This window comes from Thermincola ferriacetica (assembly GCF_001263415.1).
Classification (GTDB): Bacteria; Bacillota; Thermincolia; order Thermincolales; family Thermincolaceae; genus Thermincola; species Thermincola ferriacetica.
Window position 1 is genome coordinate 41,936 of record NZ_LGTE01000017.1, and the last position, 22,948, is coordinate 64,883.

The following is a 22,948-nucleotide window of genomic DNA, read 5'->3' on the forward strand; positions in this document are numbered from 1 at the left end:
TAATTGAGAATTGATAGTTGGCAATTGTCAATTGGAGCAACGATTGTTTCACCTTGCAGTGCCAACGCATTAAAGGAGAGTATACATATGCTAATGAAGCGAATTATTCCCTGTCTTGATGTGACAGGTGGCAGGGTAGTAAAAGGGACTAACTTCGTTAATCTTAGAGATGCCGGAGATCCCGTGGAACTGGCTGCTCTTTATGACCGGGAGGGCGCTGACGAGCTCGTTTTCCTGGATATTACCGCCTCTTCCGACGGGCGGGCTACTATGGTAGACGTGGTCAGACGCACGGCGGAAGAAGTGTTTATTCCTTTTACCGTGGGAGGCGGGATCAGGACCATAGATGATATGCGGTTGATGCTGACAGCAGGCGCCGATAAAGTATCGGTAAATACCGCTGCTGTTCAGAATCCGGCCCTTATTGCGGAGGGAGCCGGTAAATTTGGTTCGCAATGTATCGTGCTGGCGGTGGATGCCAAAAGTACGGGAGAACCGGGAAAGTGGGAGGTATATATCCACGGGGGCAGAACGCCGACCGGCATCGATGTGCTGGAATGGGTAAAGAAAGCAGAGGAATTGGGAGCGGGGGAAATCCTGCTGACCAGCATGGACCGGGACGGCACCAAAATAGGTTTTGACCTGGCACTGACCAGGGCTGTGGCGGAAGCTGTCAATATTCCTGTTATCGCCTCCGGAGGAGTCGGCAATCTTCAGCACATTGCTGACGGATTTCTGGAGGGAAAAGCCGATGCTGCATTAGCTGCCTCTATCTTCCATTTTGGCGAGTATTCAATCAAGGAGTGCAAAGAGTTCTGTATCCAACGAGGGGTGGCGATGAGACTTTGAGTTGTGAGGTAAATAACCTGAAATTTAATGCGGACGGACTGATTCCGGCCATTGTGCAGGATGTAAGAAGCAAAGAGGTTTTGATGCTGGCTTACATGAATGCGGAAAGTTTGCATAAAACCCTGGAAACCGGCGAAACCTGGTTTTACAGCCGCAGCAGGCAAGAGCTCTGGCACAAAGGGGCAACTTCCGGAAACATTCAAAAGGTTAAAGAGGTTTTTTATGACTGTGATGCTGATGCGCTGCTGGTTATGGTGGAGCAGCAGGGAGTGGCTTGCCATACCGGCGAAAAAACCTGTTTTCATAACAGAGTGGATGGAATTAAGGAAAATCAAGATGTTCAGGGAAATTGCTCACAGGTCAGAAATCAAACTACGGACAGGACAGCAGCGGGAGCAGAGATACTCTACGAGGTATATGATGTCATTGCCGACCGTTATGTTGAACGGCCGGAAGGGTCTTATACTACATATCTGTTTAATAAGGGACTGGATAAAATACTGAAAAAAGTGGGGGAAGAAGCGGCCGAGGTAATAATCGGAGCCAAGAACAGGAACAAGGCAGAGGTGGTTTATGAAGTCGCCGACCTGTTGTATCATCTGCTTGTTCTGCTGAAGGAACAGGACATCAAACCAGATGATGTGTTTGCGGAATTGGGGAAGAGGCGGTAAACCTGATTGAAAACTTGAAAGGGACAGTCCCGGTTAACTGTTGGGATTGCCCCTTTTACTTTTACCTCACTATAATCGGCCATGGTTATTTTACGAGCCTACTTAAACTTTAAACCTACCGGTCAGGTTCTTTAATGCGGCAGCCATTTCAGCCAGTTCTTTCGAAGAAGAAGCTAATACATCGCTGATCGTATACATCTGTTCACTTGAAGCTGTTACCTCCTGGGCGGCAGCAGCACTTTCTTCGGCAACATAGGCTATGTTCTGGATGGATTTTTTTACTTCATCGCTGTTGGCGGCCATTTTTCCTGTAGCGGATGAATTTTCTTCGGTAACCTGAGCCACCACATCTATGGCCTCAACAACCTCTGCGTTCTGATCGGAGATACGCTGGACAGCGTTTGAAATTTTGTGTATTTCGTCATTGGTTCGGGTCACATTGTTTAATATGCTCTCGAGGGCTTTGCCGGCATCAATGGCAAGATTTGCTCCTGTTTCAACCTCTGTTGTACTCTCATTCATGGCCAGGACGGCTTTGTCAGTGCCCTGCCTGATATTATTGACCAATTCGGCAATTTCTTTGGTTGCTTTGCTGCTTCGTTCCGCAAGTTTTCTGACTTCATCGGCAACTACCGCAAAACCTTTTCCGTGTTCACCTGCTCTGGCTGCTTCAATAGCGGCATTTAAGGCCAACAGGTTAGTCTGTTCGGCTATTTCATCTATAACCTGTATTATTTCTCCGATATGCTGCGACTGTTCACCAAGTTCTTTAATCTTGTCGGCTGCTTCAAATACCTTGGCTTTGATAGTTTCCATTCCGCCAACAACTTTTTCAACAACTTCACTGCCGGCACTGGCAACTTCAGATGTTTCCTCGGCAGTTTTGGCGGCATAACGGGCACTTGCGGCTACTTCCTCCACCTCGGCAACCATTTGGCTGATGGCCGACGAGGCCCTGTTTACATTGGTTGCCTGTTGATCGGCACCCTGAGCGATTGAATAAATGGCCTGACTGAGCTCGTCAATGCTTTTCACTACTGCGGCAATTTCCTGGGTCTGGGTGGTATTACCCTTGGCAACTTCTTCAATTGCTTTGTTTACTTCTTCGTTGGACCTGCTGAGATTACCGGCGTTTTGGGTAAATTCATTGGCAGTATCGGACAATTTCAGACTGGCAGAAATGATGTCACCGATAATTTCTCTGATATTTGCTACCATTCTGTTGAAGGAAGAAGCCAAGATACCGAGTTCATCACCGGTGTCAACTTTGAGGTCAACGGTGAGGTCTCCTTTTTCAGCGCGCTCCATGGCATTTTTCAGGCGGAAAAGGGGTGAGGAAATGGTTCCGGCAATTATCCATGCCAGTACAAAGGCCAGCAGGAGAACAATCAGCCCTGTTATGATCTGTTTGACTATAAATCTGAAGGTAAGGTCATCGAGAAACTTTTTTGAAATACCGACATACCAGATACCGATTATCTGTCCCTCGGAATTCCGGATAGGCTGATATGCTGTCTGGTATTTCACCCCCACCACATCGGCTTCACCGTAATATGGCTCTCCCTTGCCGATAACAATGTCTTCAACTTCCTTGGATACAGTGGTGCCAACTGCCCGTTTGCCGTCTTTTTTTACAGTAGTGGCTATCCGGGTATTTCCCTGGAATATGGTGACTGTATCACCTGTCAATTCAGCAATTTTGTCAACTATGGCGAAATTGTCGTTCATCAATTGGGAACCCTTGTAAAGCTTTCCGTCTTTGATAGCCCAGTTGCCAGGGTATGTTTGGTCAATAATGGCCAGGCCGGTAGCCGAATCTGCTTTGGCTTTCTCCAGTACCGTACTGACAACTGCTTCCTTCATTGAAAAAACAGTAACCAATGTGATGGGAATAATGCACAAAATTACCAGAGCTACAAAAGCAAACAAAATTTTTTTGCGGATTGTGATATTCTTCAAAAAAACCCCCCCTGTTGAAAACCCCCTGTTAGGAACGTTTTCCTGTTTTTCTGTTATGCGGGTCTTTACATATCACCTCCCGCGGAAACTACTACAAGGGATAACTGGCTTGGTAGTTTGTAAATATCGAAAAATTAAACTAATACCAAATTTCGACAAAAAAATACTAATTCCTGCAAAATTCAGTTCATTGGAAAAAAGTTGTTATACATAAATTTAAATCAACTGTAAAAACTAGAAAAAAATATCAAGGAGGCGATTTTATGGTAATGATGGGCGACCCCTTTGTGGGTAATGTGCCAAAGAAACTCTCCAGGGAAGAGTTGATACAGGCTTTGAGAGTGGACATTGCCGGGGAACTGGAAGCGATTATGGGCTATGATGCTCACGCGATGGCTACTGATGACCAGCGGGTAAAAACCATATTGTATTCCATTCGGGACGAGGAACGCCAGCATGTGGGAGAACTGCTGCGTTTGATGGAAATTCTGGATTCCCAGGAAGCGCAGTTTCTGGCCAAAGGCCGCCAGGAAGTGGAGCAACTGCTCAACCAAAAGGGGCAAACGAGACAACCTTACCAGATGCAGCAGGGACAGCAGGCCAGGCAACCTGCCCAGTCCCAGCAATACCAATACAGCCCTTACACGCTGCCCGGCATGCAAACGGGCCATATATTTCAGGAGCAGGTACAGGGTCAGCAAACCCCACAGTGGAACCAGGCCCAGCACCAGAACCAGAACCAGAACCAGAACTTTAACCGGCACCATGGGGGTACAGACCACTAATGATTAAGCAACCGGTCCTAATTTATGTTGTTGTTGATAACCTCTCTCTTTTCGGGAGAGGTTGTTTTTGCTTAAGGTTAAATTTTGGCTATAATGTGATATAATAAAAAAAAAACGCAGCCAAGTAGGTGGAGGAAATGCAGGAGTTATTTTTGTTGTTTATCGTCGGTATATTAAGTGGCATTTTTGGTGCGCTGTTGGGGTTAGGTGGGGGCTTTATACTGATTCCGGCCCTCACTATTGTTTTGGGTTTACCCATGCATCAAGCTATAGGCATCAGTCTGATCAGTGTAATAGCCACATCGACGGGAGCAGCCAGCCTTTACGTCAGGGAGGGCAAGGCTGACATCAGGTTGGGCATGGTATTGGAATTGAGTACTACTATTGGAGCTATTGCGGGGGCTTTAATAGCCAATATGGTTGACGGTTCTACCTTGCAGATATTATTTGGCCTCTTGTTGTTATATAATGCAGTTTCTATGGTCAGGCACCGGGAAACGGCAGCGGCATCGGTCAATAGCGCCGGACGGTATTCCCGCTTGCCGGCAGGCCTTGCCGCATCCGGGCTGGCCGGGGTTTTGTCTGGCTTATTGGGTATTGGCGGCGGATTGATAAAAATTCCGGCCATGTATATTTTGATGGGGGTTCCTTTAAAAAGGGCTGTAGCCACAAGTAATTTTATGATCGGGGTTACTGCCTCGGCCAGCGGTTTTATCTTCTTTTTTCGTGGGTTGATTGACCCTGTTACCGCAGCGCCTTCAGCCCTGGGGGTTTTTCTGGGCGCCCGGCTGGGAACCCGTTTCAATGACAAAATTTCTGTGGCCGGCCTGAAAAAAGTATTTGTCGTCATCTTTTTATACCTGGCTGCAGACATGATATTAAAGGGGTTGGGGGTTAAGCTATGGTAAATCGTAATCAGGTCAATGTGAAGCTTAACAGTATTGTCAGCCAGGTATTGTCTGTCGGTTATTATGTCAGCATAATCATTACTCTGGCCGGGTTGATTCTCCATTTGGCCGGAGCGGGATCCTGGGCTGTTACAGTTATAAAAGCCGGTTTGTTCATCCTTTTGGCTACGCCGTTGTTGCGGGTGGTTACAGCCGTTCTTGTTTTTTATTTCATCGAGCAGGACAAAAAATATGCCCTGATTTCTCTGGCCGTACTTTTAATCCTGACGGTAAGTATTTTTATCGGCCGGGAGTTTTAGGAGGAAACAGGCTCCCTGGCAGCGAACTTCAGTGATAAGTAATCCCAATCTAATGGTGCAACAATTACACGGTGGAGAACTACAATTAGTCACTTTTGACATATTCAGGGAGGGAAAGTTTTGACTGGAGCTAATTTGAATCCGGAACAAAAGGAAGCTGTAGAATGGACGGAAGGACCGCTGCTTATTCTGGCCGGAGCGGGAAGCGGTAAAACAAGGGTGTTAACCTATCGGATAGCCCATTTAATACATAGGAAAGGGGTATTCCCCCGCAACATCCTGGCTATTACTTTTACCAATAAGGCTGCTCAGGAAATGAAAGAGCGGGTGGAACGCTTTTTGGGATATGATTCGCGGGACCTTTGGGTTTGTACTTTTCATTCGGCCTGTGTGCGTATTCTGAGAATGGAAATAGAGAAACTAGGGTATGGCCGGAATTTTGTAATTTACGATTCGGCAGACCAACAAACTTTACTGAAAAACTGTTTAAAGGAATTGAACATTGACGATAAAAAATATCCTCCCCGGGCCATGCAAGTTTTGATTAGTCAGGCCAAGAACGGCTTGCAGGACCCGGCGGCTTTTAAGCGGCAGGCCCAGGACTATTACCAGGAGGTCGGGGCGCGGGTTTATGAACTGTACCAGCACAAGCTAAAGGAAAATAATGCCATGGATTTTGACGACCTGATCATGAAAACCGTTGAGCTGTTTGAAAAGTTTGCGCAGGTTCTGGATTATTATCAGGAAAGGTTTAAATACATTTTAGTGGACGAATACCAGGATACCAACCACGCCCAATACAGGCTGATCAGGCTGTTGGCAGCCAAATACAGAAACCTGTGTGTTGTCGGAGACGACGACCAGTCGGTATACGGGTGGCGCGGAGCCGATATTCAGAATATCCTTGATTTCGAGCGGGATTACCCGGAAGCTAGGGTAATCAAATTGGAACAGAATTACCGCTCCACAAAAAACATCCTGGCGGCGGCAAATCACGTGGTCAAAAGGAATATAGGGCGGAAAGAAAAATCCCTGTGGACGGAAAATGAGGAAGGCCTGCTGCCTGTATTTTTCAGGGCCCAGGACCAATACCAGGAGGCCTATTATATAGCTGAACGCATTTATCGCCTGCATCTTGAAGAGGACAGGCCTTACCGTGATTTTGCCGTACTTTACAGGACCAACGCCCAATCCAGGGTAATTGAGGAAGTTTTCATCAAGAATGGGATTCCGTATACCATCGTAGGCGGTTTGAAGTTTTATGAGCGTAAGGAGATAAAGGACATCCTGGCTTACCTTCGTGTGATATCCAACCCGGCCGATAACATTAGCCTACAGCGGATTATCAATGTGCCCAGGCGGGGGATCGGTGACACCACTATGGGTAAGATTGCAGAATATGCCAATTACCAGGGAATTTCGCATTACGAGGCGCTGATCCGGGCAGAGGAAATACCGGGGCTTACAGGAAGGTCACTGTCAACGGTAAAGAATTTTGGCCAATTGATAGAAGCTTTTAGGCAGCAGGCCCGGCATTATTCTGTAACTGAACTGGTTAATGAAGTGTTGCAGCAAACGGGGTATATTCGGGAACTGGAAGCAGAAAAAAGCGTAGAAGCGCAAACCCGCCTGGAGAATATTAAGGAATTCCTATCAGTGACCAAGGAATTTGACGCCAGGGCCGCTGAAAACCGGTTGGAAGACTTTCTGGCGGAGGTATCACTGATTTCCGATGTGGATGAATATACGGAAGGGGCCGATGCCGTGGTGTTGATGACACTGCATAGCGCCAAGGGCCTGGAGTTTCCCGTGGTGTTTATTGCCGGTATGGAAGAGGGAATCTTCCCACATTCCCGGGCAATGCTGGACAACAGCCAGTTGGAAGAGGAACGCCGCCTGTGTTACGTAGGGATTACCAGGGCCAAAGAACGGTTATACCTTACGGCTGCCTGGGAAAGGAACCTTTTCGGTAACACCATGTTTAACCCTGTATCGAGATTTATAGAGGAGATACCCCCTGCTTTACTGGATACGGAAGGCGGCGAAAAGCGCCGTCACGAACGGGAGTCCCGGGAAATGTTCCGGGGTTCACGGGACAAAGACTGGCGGAGCTCTTTTGCTGACAGGGCCCATGTTTCGCCCGTAGGAAGTTACAAAATAGAGGACAGGCCAAAAGAAAGTTTCTTTGACCTGGGTGATAAAGTACAGCATAGCAAATGGGGCGTGGGCGTGGTTGTTGCCGTCAACGGCAAGGGGGAAGATGCTGAATTGAGTATCGCTTTTCCCGACCTGGGTATTAAAAAGCTGATGGTACGATACGCACCCTTGAAGAAGGTTTCGGGATAAAAATATCTTTGGTGGGTGTGCAGTTCCGGGAAGTTGGTGAAGCATGGCTATTACGCATCGTCTGTGGCTTGTTCTGGTTTTGACGGCCTTAATACATTTAATCAATACGCTTGGCTATTCTGTCCGCCTGGCTGGAGTGCGGACCCAGCGGCTGGCCTTGGCTTTTTCCCTGTGGAACGTCATATTTCTGGTCTCCAGCACGGCCAATACCATTCAGGCGCCATTGATGGGTAAAATAATTGACCGGGCCGGCGCCATGGTGGCTGTCAACCGGCAGGAGGTTTTACTGGCCGTTAGCCGGGAAATGAGATTGGTGCTTTTGGCCGCTACCGTCGGGACTATCCTGGGGACGATTATGATACCCAGTTTTGTCAGGATTTTTACTAAAGGAATCTTTCTCTTTGAACGGGTTGGTTCTGTACCAGGAATGGTTAAGATGCTGTTGAGCCCGCAAAAAATCAAAAGCCTATTGGGCGCCGTCAGGTTGCCTGGCAAAAAACAGATTGCGCATATTTCGCGGCAAAAGATACCTAAGCGGATTGTTGTTTTAAATATTCTGGTTACGGGAATTTACACGACGGGTGTCTTGTCTGCTCTTTACGCGGGGCTGATGGATATAAATCATGTCAGGACGGCCACCAATATGACCGGCATTATTAACGGGCTTGCGACGGTTTTGGGGGTTACTGTCATAGACCCCAAGGTGGCATCCATTACCGACCAGGCTGCCAGAGGGTTGCGGGCAGAGGCTGATGTTAAAGACATGACTGTTTATCTTGCTCTCAGCCGGATTGGCGGGACTATCCTCGCCCAGGCGATTTTCTTTCCTGCCGCCTGGTTTATTGTACAGGTGGCTAAATTGATCTAGCTTTCGAAACAACAGGTTGAGGCGAAATAACCGGATTTCCGGAAGTTTCAGGTGTCAAGAGAGGGGAATTGAATTTGGATAAGGCTGCTGCTGCGAAAAGAATTAATGAGCTGCGCAAACAAATCGAAGAACATAACTATTATTATTACGTTCTGGACCGGCCCAGGATTACTGATGCCGAATACGACAGGCTAATGCGTGAGTTAACTGAGCTGGAGGAACAGTATCCCGATTTGGTCACGCCCGATTCACCCACGCAGCGGGTGGGCGGGGCTCCTGCCCAGGGATTTCAGAGTGTCCGCCATCTGGCTCCCATGCTGAGCTTGTCCAATGCTTTTTCCGCCGCAGATCTGCTTGATTTTGACAAAAGAGTACGGACCAGCCTGGCGGGGGAAAGGGTGGAATATGTAGTGGAGTTAAAAATTGACGGGCTGGCTGTTTCCCTGCTTTATGAGAACGGGCGGTTTGTCCGGGGAGCCACCAGGGGCGACGGGGAAGTTGGCGAAGATATCACCCAGAATTTGAAAACGATTAAGAGTATTCCCCTGCGTTTACGCCAAGATTTAAAGCTTCTGGAAGTTCGCGGTGAAGCCTACATGCCGAAAAAAGAGTTTGCCAGGGTAAACGAAGCCAGGGAAGAAGCAGGCGAACCTTTGTTCGCCAACCCGCGGAACGCCGCTGCCGGTTCTTTACGGCAACTGGACCCGGCTGTCACGGCGGAACGTTCCCTGGACATTTTCCTGTATGCCCTTGGCGCGGTACAGGGACAAGCTCCGGTTAAAACCCACCTGGAAGGCTTACACCTTCTGAAAGACCTGGGTTTCAGGATTAATCCTAACATAGTTCTGCTGCCAAATATCAATGAGGTCATTGATTATTGCCAGAACTGGACGGAAAAAAGGCATGACCTGCCTTATGAAATTGACGGCATGGTGATTAAAGTCAATAGTTTGGCCCAGCAGGCGGCACTGGGGTTCACCAGCAAAAGCCCCAGGTGGGCCATAGCTTATAAATTTCCGGCTGAACAGGCTGTAACTAAGGTCAAACGAATTTACGTGCGGGTTGGCCGGACAGGTGTGCTGACCCCTACAGCGGAATTGGAGCCGGTGCGGGTGGCCGGTTCCACTATCAGCAGCGCTACTCTGCATAATGAAGACATCATCCGGGAAAAAGACATCCGGATCGGCGATACTGTAATCATACACAAGGCCGGGGACGTTATTCCGGAAATAATAGAAGTGGTGAAAGAGAAGCGCACAGGCCAGGAGCAGGAGTTCTTTATGCCTGCAGAGTGCCCTGTCTGCCACGGACCTGTCAGGAAACCGGCCGGTGAAGTGGCTGTCCGGTGCGTAAACAAAGATTGTCCCGGCCGGGGCCGTGAAGGATTGATTCATTTTGTTTCCAGGGATGCCATGGACATTGAAGGACTGGGGCCGGCGGTGATAGACCAATTATTGACGGCAGGCTTGGTTAAGGATGCCGCCGACCTGTATTACCTCAATGCCGAAGACCTGATTAAACTTGAACGGATGGGTAAGAAATCGGTAGAAAACTTGCTCAATGCCATAGAAAGGAGTAAGCAAAAAGACCTGGCCTCCTTAATCTTCGCTCTTGGAATTCGCCACGTGGGAGCCAGGGCAGGCAAAATTCTGGCGGCCCATTTTGGCTCCATGGACCGCCTTAAAGAGGCGAGACAGGAAGAACTTACCGCTATTCCCGAAATAGGTCCCAAAATGGCGGAAAGTATTGTGGCCTATTTCCGGGACCCTGCCCATTTGCGGTTGATCGAGCGCCTGAGGGGAGCCGGAGTTAAAATGACCCAGGATATTCCGGAAAGGGGAGAAAGACCCCTGGAGGGCAAGACCTTTGTATTAACGGGTGCTCTGGAAAAATATTCCAGGAAAGAGGCCCAGGAACTCATAGAAAAACTGGGCGGCAAAGTCAGCTCCAGTGTAAGCAAAAAGACTGACTACGTGCTGTCCGGCGCCGACCCCGGTTCCAAGCTGGAAAAAGCCAGACAGTTAGGTATTACTGTCATTAGCGAAGATGATTTTGAAAGAATGATAAAATGATAAAGCAAGACTCTGGTTAAGATTTTTTAAAAATAATCTTGACAAAAATAGTATAGTTTTGTAAAATGAAAGTACACAAAAACGGTAAACAATTAAGGTGGGAATTGGTCATGCACATAAACCAGGCAACAGATTATGCATTCAGAGCAGTACTGTTCCTTGCTCAGCAGCCCAAAGGAAAGGTGGTGGAAGCGCAGGTTATTGCCCGGAAAGAAGTTATTCCCATGCGATTCTTGCTTAAGATTATGCCCTCCCTGATTAAAGCCGGCATTGTCAAGTCGCAGCGCGGGGTGGGCGGCGGATATTACCTGGCGAAGGACCCCAGGGATATCAGCTTTTTGGATGTAGTAACGGCTATTGAAGGGCCCGTGGCTATTAACAGGTGCCTCATAGATCCCGAATACTGCAGCAAAAAAGGTCCTCCTGGCTGCAAAGTGCACAGGGCCCTGGACGGTATTCAGAAAAAGTTGTATAACGAACTGAAAAACCATAACTTTGGCAATCTGATAAATTAAATTTTTTTACGTTAAAAGTATACTAAAGTAGTGTATAATTTTTACTCCAAAAGTATACCAAAATAGTAAACAATAAAAAATGGGAGGTTATGCCATGGATGCCGTATTTTTATCCAGACTGCAATTTGGTCTGACTGCATTTTTTCACTTTCTTTTTCCGCCTTTGAGCATCGGCCTGGCTACAATTATTGCCGTCATGGAGTTTCTGTACTGGCGGACCGGTAAGGAAGTTTACGACCGGATGTCCCGGTTCTGGTTTAAACTTTTTGCCATTATCTTTGCTGTCGGGGTTGCCTCCGGTATAACGATGGAGTTCCAGTTTGGCACCAACTGGTCGGAGTACTCCAGGTTCGTCGGTGATATTTTCGGCGCGCCGCTTGCTGCTGAGGGAGTTTTCGCTTTCTTCCTGGAATCAACCTTTATGGGCCTGCTGCTTTTCGGCCGCGACAGGATTTCCAAAGCCATGCGCTTTTTTGCATCTTTCTTTGTGGCCTTAGGGAGTACCTTATCGGCTTTTTGGATTATCGTGGCCAATTCCTGGCAGCAGACGCCGGCCGGCTTCCAGATTGAAGGAGGCAGGGCCGTGTTGACCGACTTCTTTGCGGCTGTGTTCAATCCGTCTACGATACCAAGATACTTGCACACTGTTGATGCTTCCTACATTACCGCTGCTTTCTTTGTCATCGGTATCAGTGCCTGGTTCCTTTTACGCAATAAAAATGTAGAAGTGGCCAAAGGTTCCATGAAGATTGCCCTGATATTTGCCCTATTTGCCGTGGTGGCCCAGGGGTTCCTTGGTGATATGCACGCCAAGCAGGTTGCTGTTACCCAGCCCGCTAAACTGGCGGCCTTTGAAGGAATGTGGGAAAACAGTGCCAATGCCTCATTAAATCTTATCGGCTTTCCTGATCCGCAAAAGGAAGAAACCCGATTTTCTATCGGTGTTCCCGGTCTCCTGAGTTGGTTGGTATACGGAGACACCAGGGCTGAGATAACAGGCCTCAAGGCATTCACGCCTGAAGACAGGCCGCCTGTTCTGGCTACCTACTGGTCTTACCGGGTCATGATCTTCCTTTTTGGCTGGTTTGTGCTACTGGTACTCTGGGGCGCTTACCTGTTCATCAAAGGCAGGATATATACAGACAGGAGATTCCTTAAGACGGCTTATTATTCCATGCTGTTGCCACTGGCCGCTAACGAGTTCGGCTGGTTCGCAGCGGAAATCGGTCGCCAGCCCTGGATTGTCAACGGGTTACTTAAAACCGGGGTTGCCGTTTCACCACTGCCCGCCGGTGAGATATTGCTGACCATCCTGTTGTTTGTTGTGGTATACAGCGGTCTGTTGGGGGCGCTGGTCTACTTGATTCGGCGGGAAGTAAAAAAGGCGGCTGTAGAAGAAGATATGACTGCAACTTCTGCTGTTTCCCTTTCCGGCACAGTCCCGGTACAGCAATAATTGGGGGTGGGGAATATGGATTTAAACACAATATGGTTCCTGTTAGTGGGTATATTAATTATTGGCTATGCCATTTTAGACGGTTTTGACCTGGGCGTGGGTTCTCTCTATTACTTACTTGGAAAAACGGAAGAGGAAAAACAGGTACTGTTAAATTCTGTGGGCCCCTTTTGGGACGGGAACGAAGTATGGCTCTTAACGGGCGGCGGAGCGCTGTTCGCGGCTTTTCCTCAGGTATATGCCTCCGTTTTCAGCGGGTTTTACCTGGCGATGATGGTGGTCCTGCTGGGATTGATTTTCCGGGCCGCGGCCATAGAGTTCCGCAACAAGGTTGAAAGCGAGACGTGGAAAAAGAGATGGGATTTCCTCTTTTTCCTGGGCAGTTTTTTACCGGCCCTGCTGTTTGGGGTGGCCGTCGGCAACGTAGCTAAAGGGTTGCCTTTGGACAGCGCCTATAATTATACGGGCGGTTTCCTGGCGCTCCTCAATCCTTATTCTCTGCTGTTGGGTTGCCTTGGTTTGGCGGCCTTCCTGATGCAGGGAGTCACCTATACCATGCTGAAAACGGAAGGCGCTGTTCAGGAGCGGGCCAAAGGTCTGTTTACCAGGATATGGATCGTATTTGTGGCTGTTTATGTAATATCGGCAGTAGCTACTTATATCGTTGCACCCGGTTTGTTTGCGAATTACGCCAAAATGCCGGCGCTTTTCCTGGTGCCTTTACTGGCCCTTGCCGGTATAATACTGGGGCCCCTGTCTACCAAGGCCGGGCGGTATGGCATGGCTTTCCTGGCTTCATCGGTAACTATGGCCGCCATGATTTTGACTATGGCCCTGGGTATGTATCCCAACTGGGTGCCTGCCACAGACCCCAACCTGAGCTTAACTATATACAATGCGTCTTCTTCTCCGTTAACTCTTAAGATAATGCTTATTATTGCTCTGTTGGGAGTACCGGTAGTCCTTTTTTATACAACCTATGTTTACCGCGTATTCCGGGGTAAAGTCCAAGCCGGTCGGCAGGGGTATTAATTTTCGTTCGAAACCAACAATAATAGGGAACAATTTTAACTGGAAATTTTGTAAATCCAGTTTAAAAAACATATTATGTGAGGAGGAATGAATATGGAATTTGCTACTAAGAACGAAATTGGTGTTACAAAGGGAACCGCTGTTGAGGAGGCAGTGGACCAGAACTTTCGGGGAGAAACCATGGAAGTGGGCTTATACTTGGCCATGGCCAGGCAGGCCCAAAGGGAAGGATACCCAGAAATTGCCGAGGTCTTTAAGGCCATTGCCATGGATGAAGCCTGGCATGCGGCCAGGTTTGCCGAATTAAACGGGCTCATTAGCAGTTCTACCAAGGAAAACGTGGAAAAAATGCTGAAAGGGGAAACCATGGCCAACAAAGGCAAAAAGGAGGCGGCTGTAAAGGCCAAAGAAAACAATATTGATGAGGCCCATGATGTTTTTGACGAGTCGGCCAAGGATGAAGCACGGCATGCCCTGGCCCTGGATGGGTTACTGAAAAGGTACTTTGGTTAGAGCGCTGAAGCTCCGGGTAACCGGAGCTTACAGCTTGAAGACAAAGTAACATAGTAGGCCAAGGGGAGGTTAAATGATTTCGTCGCTCTGGGCGAAATCAAAAAATGGAGGGCATATTATTCTTCCGCTCACGGACGAAATCTCCTCCGGCAGCCGCTCCCACTGCGTGGGTCACGGGCCGGAGGACGATTTAAGTGCCTCTTCAGAATAATATGTCCTCCTGACACCAGAAGAACAATGGGAAGATTTTAGCCCCGCTCCGGAAAACATTTAACCTCCCCGAATTTTCCAACATATCCTTTGTAAAAAAGTTTGGAAGCTCCGGTTATCTGGAGCTTTTTTTGTTGCTAACGTTCCCCAAAATAATCCTTTTAAAGACGCAGTAAAATTTACAGCCAAAGCGCAAGACAGAATTGCACCAGGTCTAAAGGGCTTCCTTGTTACTTTTCGCCCACATCTATTACATAAAGACCTGAACCCGATTGAATATCGGGCTCAGGTTGTAAGTTTTACCCCAAAACGTTTTTAATTTGTTTTATTAACGGAAAATCCGAGTACTCCATTGACTTTGAAGTCCCAGGTTTCTCCGGTTGGCAGGCGCTTCATTGTACAGTACATTGTTTGACCAAAATTGTAGGGGGCGCTCATGGCTAAGGACTTCCAAGTAGTTGGGGGATACAGTGTAAAGGAATTTGACGTCGGATAAATGTAATTGGGACCTTGGTCGGAATAGCCATTAGTATTGGGGTAAAGGGCGCCATTGGCACCATAAGATACTTTTCGGCTGATAATACTCGCCTGACTATCAAGAATTGTCCAGCTTCCGGTTCCTTTTGTGAATTTAATAAATTTACTACCGCTGCTGTTATACTCGTAATTCCAATAAATTGTACTAGTAGCCTTTACACTTATTGTTTGGTCGTTTGCAGAATCCGTTAACTGAACGGTAAAAAATGTCAATTTTTTTATTATGGGAATATCTGATTGCTTTAACATTAGATGCCATGGTAAAATAAAGTAAATTAAAAAGAGAAATGCTCAAAAACAGTAATAGGAGGGTTTTTATGACTGATTTAAAACGGGGGGTTGTATATTTTTTATCTGTATTAGTATATAGTGCAATTCTAGTTTTGGGCATTAAGATTCATATATTTTTCGAACTTACCGGAGAGAGAACTTACAATATTAAACCAAGTGTAGAATTTTTTTTAGTTTTCTCAGTTATTTTTGGTTTATTACTTGCAATTCCTAAATTTATTTTTAGGTTGAAAAAAGAGGGCTTCTGGAAAATAGATTGGGTCAAAATTATATCTATTACTTTACCGACATTCATTCTCTCTCTTTTAAGGTATTTATATTTTTGTACAGGTATAGGATTATTTTTGCCGTTTCCATTTCTTTTTAAAAATGACGCTCTGGCTTTGGGCTTTTTCTTTTTTGCGGGAGTAGTATCAGGTTATATTTTACTTAACAGTATAAAGAAGGAAGAAGCATGAGTAAACAATCTCTACCATTAAATATTCAAAAAAATAGCAAAAGCCGGTTTTTCCTTAGCGTAGGCAAAACCGGCTTTATATTTTTGAATCTTGGCTTTAGACTGTTTTTTTGGCGTGTTCCCCCAAAAGTATGCCAACCCCAAACCCATGTCTTTGGCCCAAGACATTAAACTAACTACCGACTGAAACTCGCCTAAGGCGAGTTTTTTTATGCCTCGAATGCAAAATGTACAAAGTTTTGGTGAATAATAACCATAAATAATGAAAATGAGGTGGCAACATGGCTTTAGGAGAAACGGTTTACAGCTATTTTATGCCGCCGGTGAGTTTAATGGGCGCCGGCGCCGCCAAGCAAACCGGTGACCAGGTGAAAAGTTTCGGAAGAAAGGCTTTAATCGTAACAGATGAGTTTTTAGCCAACAGCGGGATGGCTGAGCAAATTGCCGGCTACATTAAAGGGGCAGGAGTGGAGGTGGAAATTTATCCGGGAGCCGAACCCAACCCTACTGATAAGAATGTGCATGAAGGCGTGGAGCTATTGAAGGAGAAGGGGTGTGATGTGATAGTTTCTCTGGGCGGCGGTAGCCCCCACGACTGCGCCAAAGGAATAGGGATTGTCGCCACCAACGGCGGCTGCATCCGGGACTATGAGGGGATTGACAAGATGACCAGACCCATGCTGCCGCTGATTGCGGTAAATACCACCGCCGGGACCGCCAGTGAAATGACCAGGTTTGCCATTATTACCAATACCGATACTCACGTGAAAATGGCGATAGTGGACTGGCGGTGTACACCCAATGTAGCTATTAATGACCCGCTGCTGATGACCGGCATGCCGCCGAGTTTGACGGCAGCCACGGGAATGGATGCCCTTACCCATGCGGTGGAAGCTTATGTATCTACAATTGCCACGCCGGTAACGGATTCGGCAGCTTTGATGGCTATCAGGCTTATTGCCTGGAACCTGCGGGAAGCCGTGGCCAACGGGGATAACTTTGAAGCCCGCGACAAGATGGCTTACGCCGAATTCCTGGCCGGTATGGCTTTTAACAATGCCAGCCTGGGTTTTGTGCATGCCATGGCGCACCAACTCGGCGGTTTATATAACCTACCCCACGGAGTTTGCAATGCGATTTTACTGCCTCATGTAGAAAGGTTTAACCTGATTGCCGCTCCGGAGCGGTTTGCCCATATAGCCGAGGCTATGGGTGAAAACATCAGTGGACTGTCGGTCCGGGATGCGGCTGACGTAGCGATAGAGGCCATTGAAATATTGGCTGAAGACATCGGAATTCCGGCGGGGTTGACGGAGCTTGGGGTGAAGGAAGACGATCTGGCGTTGATGGCGGAAAACGCCATGAAAGATGCCACCAGCTTTACCAATCCGCGCAAAGCAACCCTGGAAGACATTATTCAGATTTATAAAAATGCTCTTTAGATTTAATAGACATCCTGGATGTAATGATGAAAAAGAAATTTTTTTCAGGAGGTTTTTTATGAAAATATGCCGAGTAAATATGGCCAATTTATCTGTAAGTACTGAAGATGTGCCGGAAGAATGGAAATATCTCGGCGGCAGGGCTCTGACTTCGGCCATTGTGGCCAAGGAGGTTGATCCCACCTGCCATCCGTTGGGAAAAAGGAATAAACTCGTATTTGCGCCGGGCTTGCTTTCGGGAACAACGGCGCCCAATTCAGGGCGCATGTCAGTGGGCGCCAAAAGCCCGCTGACAGGCGGTATAAAAGAGAGCAACTCGGGCGGCACGGCAGCACAAAAGCTGGCCAGACTGGGTATCAAGGCCATCATTATTGAAGGGATGCCGGAAGGTGGTAAATACTATAACTTACATGTGGACAAAAACGGCATCAAGGTCCAGGAAGAAAAGGAACTCCTGGGTAAGGGCAACTATGAGGTAATAGACGTGCTTTCCAAAAAATACGGTGAGAAAATCGGCGTAATAACCATCGGACAGGCGGGGGAGTACCGGATGTCGGCGGCAAATATTTCTGTTAAAGACCCCCACGGCAATATACGTAGCGCCGGGCGGGGAGGGCTGGGGGCTGTTATGGCTTCTAAAGGGATTAAATATATTACTGTTGATGATACTGATGCACCCGGCGTACCGATAGTTAACCTGGAGAAATTCAGGGAGGCCGCGAGGACTTTTGCTGCCGCTTTAAGAGAACATCCCATTACGGGCGAAGGGTTGCCCAAGTACGGTACCAACGTACTTATTAATATTTTAAATGAAGCCGGCGGGCTGCCAACGAAAAATTTCCGGATGGGCAGGTTTGCAGGGGCTAACAAAATCAGTGGTGAAACGATGTACGATATCATTGTGGACCGAAAAGGCAAGCCCACCCATAACTGCCATGCCGGTTGTGTTATCAGTTGTTCTCAGGTGTATAATGACAAGGAAGGCAATTATGTTACCGCCGGGTTTGAATACGAAACCATATGGGGTTTTGGGGCAGTATGCTATGTTAACGACCTGGACATAATCGCCCAGGCAGACCGCATCTGTGACGATATAGGCATAGATACCATAGAGACAGCCGTGGCTATTGCCGTTGCCATGGAAGGGGGAGTACTGCCCTTTGGCGACGGACCAGGTATGCTGGACCTGTTGAGGGAAATCGAGAAGGGCAGCCCATTGGGCCGGATAATAGGCAATGGGGCAGCCGTTACAGGACAGGTGTACGGTGTGACCAGAGTTCCTGTTGTAAAAAGACAGGCCATTCCCGCCTATGACCCACGGGCGGTCAAGGGTATCGGGGTAACTTACGCTACCACTCCGATGGGAGCTGACCATACTGCCGGGTATTCTGTCGCCGCTAATATATTGAAAGTTGGCGGAGAAGTCAGTCCCCTGGCCAAGGAAGGTAACGTGGAACTGTCCAGAAACCTGCAGATTGCTACGGCCGCCATTGACAGCGCGGGCCTGTGCCTGTTTGTGGCCTTTACCTTACTGGATAATCCTGATGCGTTCCAGGCCATGATTGACCTCATTAATGCTCAGTATGGATTAAATATGACTGCCAACGATATTAACGACCTGGGTAAATCGGTCCTGGTAACGGAGTTGGAGTTCAACAAGGCGGCCGGCTTTACCAGGCAAGACGACCGATTGCCCGAGTTTTTTGAAGAAGAAATTCCACCCCACAATGCGGTATGGGATTTTACCGGCGAAGAACTGGATGAGGTTTTCGAGGAAATAGAGAAAGAAGAAAAAGTTCTAGTGCCTGTTTAAACATCCCCGAGAGTTTTAAAAGCGCCTATGAATCAAATAGGTGCTTTTTTATTTTTTTTACATAATAATTTTACCTGGCACATCCCTGGTCATTCTCCTATAAAATGCAGTAAGAAGCTGCTCATGTGGGAGATGATATTATGGCCGACATTTTTGCCCAAAAAGTCAGGGAAAACAGTTTTAAACTGTGCCGGGTATTAAAAAACAAAATTAACGAGATGGATTCTTTTCCGAGATGGATGCCCACCTTTTTACGCAGGCCCCTACAGTTTTTCAGGGATATTTTCGTGAAGCAAAAGATTATCGTTCAACTCAACGACAGATATGTCTCCGTTCTAACGGCGGGGGATAAAAAGATCCTGGGCTGCAAGGTTGATGCCAGGCTGAATATTATTAACGGATTTTCTACTACTGTTAATATGAGGAAGCTGAAACAACTCATTATCCATGAGTCGGTGGCGGGAGTCTGGGTTGATCGCAAGGTAAAGGCCGTACTCGATGTGGCTGCACCTGTTGTCGGTGCGCCCCCTGTATGGCAGACGGGTTACGAAGGGAAAGGCGTGGGTATTGCCATATTGGATACCGGAATATACCCCCACCCAGATTTAACCAGACCTGTTAACCGCATTATAGCTTTCAAGGACTTTATAAATAAAAAAACCCAGCCTTATGACGATAACGGCCACGGTACCCATTGCGCCGGCGATGCTGCCGGCAACGGTTATGCATCCAATGGCAAATATAGAGGGCCGGCGCCTAAAGCCAACCTTATAGGCGTAAAGGTCCTTGATAAAAAGGGCTCAGGCCTTTTGTCCCGTGTCATGGCCGGTGTTCAATGGTGTATGGAAAACAAGCGGCAATATGGAATAAAAGTGCTTTCGCTGTCAGTAGGCGTTAAAGCAACGGAATCATATAAAAATGATCCCCTGTGCCTGGCCCTGGGCAAGGCATGGGAAGCGGGACTGGTTGTCTGCGCAGCAGCCGGTAACGACGGGCCGGACCGGCAGACCATTAATTCCCCCGGCATTTCACCGGTAATAATTACAGTGGGAGCTGAAGATGACCGGAACACTGTCCGCATAAGTGATGATCCGGTGGCCAGTTTTTCCAGCCGGGGGCCCACTGTGGACGGACTTGAAAAACCCGATCTGGTGGCGCCTGGGGTCAATATAGTCTCTCTTCGTTCCCCGTGCTCTTATCTGGACCTGCGCAGCAGGCGGGCCAGGGTAGGGAAGCACTACCTGTCTATGTCCGGGACTTCCATGGCCACACCGATTTGTGCCGGTGTTGCTGCTTTGCTCTTAGAAAGTTCGCCTCATTTGCAGCCCGATGATGTAAAAAAACTTTTAATGGATACCTGCCGAAAAATAAATTACAACCCCAATGCTGCAGGAGCAGGCTTAATTGATGCGGCTGCCGCTATACGCCGGGCCGGTTCCCCGCAGCTTGAACGCCTTTAATCATTCTTCGCCAGAATTGCTGCCCCCAGAGCTCCGATTATCTGCGGATTATCAGGTACATTAACCGGACAGCCCAGGGCATCGGAAAGAGCTTCCTGCATGCCCGGAATGCGGGCTACACCTCCGGTAAAGGTAACTCCCCGGACGGAGCCAAGAGAAGCGGCCATCGCAGCCGTTCGCCTGGCTATTGAACGGTATAGCCCTGAAACAATACGTTCCTTGGGAACGTTCTGGGTTAGAAGGCTGACCACTTCAGATTCCGCGAAAACGGTACACATGCTGTTAATAGTTGCCGGTTTCGCTGGCGGCAGTTCTTTAAGCCGGTCTAACTCAAGGCCCAGGGTCATAGCAATAACCTGAATGAAGCGACCGGTACCTGCCGCGCACTTGTCATTCATGATGAAGTTTAATACTTTCCCGTCTTTGTTAATAAGAATGGCCTTACTGTCCTGGCCGCCGATATCGATAACCAGGTTGTTGGCGGGGAAAAAATAGTTGGCGCCCAAGGCATGACACGTAATCTCCGTTACTGCCCTGTCTAAAAAATCCAGGGCCACCCGGCCGTAACCTGTCCCTACAATGCGGGTCACGTCCTGCCGGGTAATTTTCGCTTCCGCCAAAGCTGCTTCGAAGACGGCTTTCCCTGCTTCCCCGGGGCTCCAGCCCGTAGGTTGGATGACCCTCGATAAGATTTTACCGTTACTCAGGATGACAGCTTTAGCTGCCACTGAGCCGACATCTATACCTGCATAAATCATTTTACTTATCTAACATCTCCAGGAAGGCTTCAATTCTGGTCTGCAGTTGGCCGGTATCTTCTTCGCTGAAGTCGCTTTCAATTTTTATGACAGGGATGCCGGCTTCCTGGAGGGCCTTTTCTACTTTCCGGTATTCAATGCTGTATGGCTGGCAAAAGGCCAGGTTATAATAAACCACACCGTCAGCATTGTATTCTTTGACCAGCCGGAGAATGTCCTCTATCCGGCCATTGTTAGGAGTGTAGCAGGCACAGTTTATATTCAGGGCACGCTCAGAGATGGCGGCCAACTGTTCATCGAGAGTAGCTCCGTCTTCCCGTACTGTTGTCTCAAAATACCTGGTGCCGGTACATGTTTCTTCGCAGACAACCACAGCGCCGCTCCCTTCGATAATGGCGTGCAGCTTCCAGCTCGGTATCGGCATAGGACTGCCCGTGATAAGGATTCTTGGGGCGCCTTTTTCAGCAATACCTTCACCTCTGACAATCCGTGTCTCCAGCTCATCGCACAGGGCGTTGACCTGTTGGGTAAAACGTTTGGGGTCATCAAAAAAGGCCAGCTCACTTATCAGCAGCACGTCTTTGCCGGAGATGGGCGCCGGGTCTGCTTTACGGCAGTTATAGAGCCGTTGGAGGGCGGCTCTTTTTTCATTGGCAATTTTGATGGATGCGGCCAGCTTTTGGGCAGTTATGGCGACGCCTGATTCTTTCTCCATTTTTTCTTTGAAACGCCTTATTTCTTCCATCCAGAGGGCTTTATCAGCTTCTGCCCTGCGTTGGGGAAGTTCCATGACATGGGTAGGAATGAATTCGTCAAGAATTTCCCAGGCCTTTTTCTTACCGTCACAGGTGGTTTCACCGACCACAAAATCCGCTACCTGAAAATAAGGGCAGATGCGGTCGAGTTTGAAACCGACACTGGATTTAATCAACGGGCACAAATTTCTTGGCAACACTTGTTCCCCGGTGGGAACAGGAAACTGGGCCCCGGCACATAGGCCGATACTGACGCCACCGGCAGCGGTAATTATCTCATCCGGCACAAAAACGCAGAAGGAGGCGACTACTTTTCCGCCGTTGGCTTTATGGTCCACTAATTCCTTCACTCTGATGCCGTGAATATCTCCTACCACAAAATCAAAGTAACCCATACCTTTGGGCCTGTTCTCCTGAGCCATAAAGAGCTTTCCGTATACTTCCGGCACAGGAGCCAAAAATTCATCATGCTTCTCTAAATCCATACCAAGGTCTTTCCACATCTGACGCCAATCATTACTCACGGTCTGTCTCCCCTTTCCAAAAAGTTCATAATTGAGTGACAGGAAATATATATTTTCTGTAAAGCAAACAAATTCCTTTATTTTAATGATAAAATTATTTAATGCAATAACTGCAGAATGATAAATAATTATGATTGCCGCTGTACCGTTGACCTGCAGTAAGCTGCTGCACCGGTGAAACAACCGTTGCTCCGAGGCTACGCCTTCCTTCAACCACGGAAGGGCGGGTGGGGTTCTCCGCTACCAAGGAGCTTTGTGCTGCAAAACCTGGCCAGGCAGGCAGCGTTCCCGAACTCGATGGCTCATGCTGCATTTCTCAAAAGCCAGGCCGCCTCCCGTCCGGCTACTCAACTTGACTTGAGTGCCGGACTTCCCGGCGGCCTTCGCCATTTTCGAACATGCGGGAACCCCCGCCTGCCTGTCTTGAG

At 48.1% G+C, this 22,948-nt stretch carries 19 protein-coding genes and 1 pseudogene; 16 read left to right on the forward strand and 4 right to left on the reverse strand.

Features of this window, described 5'->3' with window-relative positions; translation table 11 throughout:
* Positions 1-87 precede the first annotated feature (87 nt).
* A complete protein-coding gene (gene hisF / locus Tfer_RS11055) occupies positions 88-849 on the forward strand; it encodes an imidazole glycerol phosphate synthase subunit HisF (protein WP_013119729.1) in 762 nt (253 codons plus the stop codon).
* Complete coding sequence (gene hisIE, locus Tfer_RS11060; protein ID WP_052218464.1) at positions 846-1,520, forward strand: bifunctional phosphoribosyl-AMP cyclohydrolase/phosphoribosyl-ATP diphosphatase HisIE; 675 nt, start codon at positions 846-848, stop codon at positions 1,518-1,520. Before hisF ends, hisIE begins: the two co-directional genes overlap by 4 nt.
* Before the next feature lie 390 nt (positions 1,521-1,910).
* Here hisIE and Tfer_RS11065 read toward each other — a convergent pair.
* Positions 1,911-3,479, reverse strand: a pseudogene (locus tag Tfer_RS11065) (methyl-accepting chemotaxis protein); the annotation flags it as partial.
* A gap of 263 nt (positions 3,480-3,742) precedes the next feature.
* Between Tfer_RS11065 and Tfer_RS16950 the strand changes: the two are divergent.
* From Tfer_RS16950 to Tfer_RS11135, 14 genes are all read left to right on the forward strand, one after another.
* Complete coding sequence (locus tag Tfer_RS16950; RefSeq protein WP_013119732.1) at positions 3,743-4,264, forward strand: demethoxyubiquinone hydroxylase family protein; 522 nt, start codon at positions 3,743-3,745, stop codon at positions 4,262-4,264.
* Positions 4,265-4,401: 137 nt separating this feature from the next.
* Complete coding sequence (locus Tfer_RS11075) at positions 4,402-5,172, forward strand: sulfite exporter TauE/SafE family protein (protein WP_052218466.1); 771 nt, start codon at positions 4,402-4,404, stop codon at positions 5,170-5,172.
* Positions 5,166-5,471: a DUF1634 domain-containing protein gene (locus Tfer_RS11080; RefSeq protein ID WP_052218467.1), complete on the forward strand. Its 306-nt coding sequence runs from the start codon at positions 5,166-5,168 to the stop codon at positions 5,469-5,471. The genes Tfer_RS11075 and Tfer_RS11080 overlap by 7 nt, the downstream gene beginning before the upstream one ends.
* A 120-nt stretch (positions 5,472-5,591) precedes the next feature.
* A complete protein-coding gene (pcrA, locus tag Tfer_RS11085; protein WP_052218468.1) occupies positions 5,592-7,817 on the forward strand; it encodes a DNA helicase PcrA in 2,226 nt (741 codons plus the stop codon).
* A gap of 43 nt (positions 7,818-7,860) precedes the next feature.
* Entirely contained in the window at positions 7,861-8,685 is an 825-nt protein-coding gene (locus tag Tfer_RS11090; RefSeq protein WP_052218469.1) for a lipid II flippase Amj family protein, read from the forward strand.
* Positions 8,686-8,759: 74 nt separating this feature from the next.
* Complete coding sequence (gene ligA, locus Tfer_RS11095; RefSeq protein ID WP_052218470.1) at positions 8,760-10,757, forward strand: NAD-dependent DNA ligase LigA; 1,998 nt, start codon at positions 8,760-8,762, stop codon at positions 10,755-10,757.
* A 110-nt stretch (positions 10,758-10,867) separates the two neighbouring features.
* Positions 10,868-11,272 (forward strand): RrF2 family transcriptional regulator, encoded by a 405-nt coding sequence (locus Tfer_RS11100; RefSeq protein ID WP_013119738.1) that lies wholly within the window; start codon positions 10,868-10,870, stop codon positions 11,270-11,272.
* A 94-nt stretch (positions 11,273-11,366) separates the two neighbouring features.
* Complete coding sequence (locus Tfer_RS11105; RefSeq protein WP_052218471.1) at positions 11,367-12,728, forward strand: cytochrome ubiquinol oxidase subunit I; 1,362 nt, start codon at positions 11,367-11,369, stop codon at positions 12,726-12,728.
* 15 nt (positions 12,729-12,743) lie between these two features.
* Positions 12,744-13,760, forward strand: a complete 1,017-nt coding sequence (gene cydB / locus Tfer_RS11110) for a cytochrome d ubiquinol oxidase subunit II (protein WP_013119740.1) — start codon at positions 12,744-12,746, stop codon at positions 13,758-13,760.
* 93 nt (positions 13,761-13,853) lie between these two features.
* Positions 13,854-14,273, forward strand: a complete 420-nt coding sequence (locus Tfer_RS11115) for a ferritin-like domain-containing protein (protein ID WP_013119741.1) — start codon at positions 13,854-13,856, stop codon at positions 14,271-14,273.
* A gap of 1,064 nt (positions 14,274-15,337) precedes the next feature.
* A complete protein-coding gene (locus tag Tfer_RS11120) occupies positions 15,338-15,769 on the forward strand; it encodes a hypothetical protein (RefSeq protein ID WP_052218472.1) in 432 nt (143 codons plus the stop codon).
* 280 nt (positions 15,770-16,049) lie between these two features.
* Positions 16,050-17,210, forward strand: a complete 1,161-nt coding sequence (locus Tfer_RS11125; RefSeq protein ID WP_052218473.1) for an iron-containing alcohol dehydrogenase — start codon at positions 16,050-16,052, stop codon at positions 17,208-17,210.
* A gap of 58 nt (positions 17,211-17,268) precedes the next feature.
* Entirely contained in the window at positions 17,269-19,023 is a 1,755-nt protein-coding gene (locus Tfer_RS11130) for an aldehyde ferredoxin oxidoreductase family protein (RefSeq protein ID WP_052218474.1), read from the forward strand.
* A 140-nt stretch (positions 19,024-19,163) separates the two neighbouring features.
* Complete coding sequence (locus tag Tfer_RS11135) at positions 19,164-20,483, forward strand: S8 family peptidase (protein ID WP_052218475.1); 1,320 nt, start codon at positions 19,164-19,166, stop codon at positions 20,481-20,483.
* Here the strand turns inward: Tfer_RS11135 and Tfer_RS11140 are convergent.
* The 3 genes from Tfer_RS11140 to Tfer_RS16815 all read right to left on the reverse strand — a co-directional run.
* Positions 20,480-21,241: an acyl-CoA dehydratase activase gene (locus Tfer_RS11140; protein WP_052218476.1), complete on the reverse strand. Its 762-nt coding sequence runs from the start codon at positions 21,239-21,241 to the stop codon at positions 20,480-20,482. The two genes, Tfer_RS11135 and Tfer_RS11140, sit on opposite strands and share 4 nt — an antisense overlap.
* Before the next feature lies 1 nt (position 21,242).
* Positions 21,243-22,499, reverse strand: a complete 1,257-nt coding sequence (locus Tfer_RS11145; RefSeq protein ID WP_052218477.1) for a double-cubane-cluster-containing anaerobic reductase — start codon at positions 22,497-22,499, stop codon at positions 21,243-21,245.
* A gap of 261 nt (positions 22,500-22,760) precedes the next feature.
* The coding region (locus Tfer_RS16815) for a hypothetical protein (RefSeq protein WP_207642450.1) at positions 22,761-22,948 on the reverse strand (188 nt) is incomplete at its 5' end.

Bases quoted from the DNA above. Each gene is read 5' to 3' on its own strand.
- hisF (WP_013119729.1), top strand. From the start codon at position 88: ATGCTAATGAAGCGAATTATTCCCTGTCTTGATGTGACAGGTGGCAGG.
- Tfer_RS16950 (WP_013119732.1), top strand. From the start codon at position 3,743: ATGGTAATGATGGGCGACCCCTTTGTGGGTAATGTGCCAAAGAAACTC.
- Tfer_RS11075 (WP_052218466.1), top strand. From the start codon at position 4,402: ATGCAGGAGTTATTTTTGTTGTTTATCGTCGGTATATTAAGTGGCATT.
- Tfer_RS11080 (WP_052218467.1), top strand. From the start codon at position 5,166: ATGGTAAATCGTAATCAGGTCAATGTGAAGCTTAACAGTATTGTCAGC.
- Tfer_RS11090 (WP_052218469.1), top strand. From the start codon at position 7,861: ATGGCTATTACGCATCGTCTGTGGCTTGTTCTGGTTTTGACGGCCTTA.
- Tfer_RS11100 (WP_013119738.1), top strand. From the start codon at position 10,868: ATGCACATAAACCAGGCAACAGATTATGCATTCAGAGCAGTACTGTTC.
- Tfer_RS11105 (WP_052218471.1), top strand. From the start codon at position 11,367: ATGGATGCCGTATTTTTATCCAGACTGCAATTTGGTCTGACTGCATTT.
- cydB (WP_013119740.1), top strand. From the start codon at position 12,744: ATGGATTTAAACACAATATGGTTCCTGTTAGTGGGTATATTAATTATT.
- Tfer_RS11115 (WP_013119741.1), top strand. From the start codon at position 13,854: ATGGAATTTGCTACTAAGAACGAAATTGGTGTTACAAAGGGAACCGCT.
- Tfer_RS11120 (WP_052218472.1), top strand. From the start codon at position 15,338: ATGACTGATTTAAAACGGGGGGTTGTATATTTTTTATCTGTATTAGTA.
- Tfer_RS11125 (WP_052218473.1), top strand. From the start codon at position 16,050: ATGGCTTTAGGAGAAACGGTTTACAGCTATTTTATGCCGCCGGTGAGT.
- Tfer_RS11130 (WP_052218474.1), top strand. From the start codon at position 17,269: ATGAAAATATGCCGAGTAAATATGGCCAATTTATCTGTAAGTACTGAA.
- Tfer_RS11135 (WP_052218475.1), top strand. From the start codon at position 19,164: ATGGCCGACATTTTTGCCCAAAAAGTCAGGGAAAACAGTTTTAAACTG.
- Tfer_RS11140 (WP_052218476.1), bottom strand. From the start codon at position 21,241: ATGATTTATGCAGGTATAGATGTCGGCTCAGTGGCAGCTAAAGCTGTC.
- Tfer_RS11145 (WP_052218477.1), bottom strand. From the start codon at position 22,499: ATGTGGAAAGACCTTGGTATGGATTTAGAGAAGCATGATGAATTTTTG.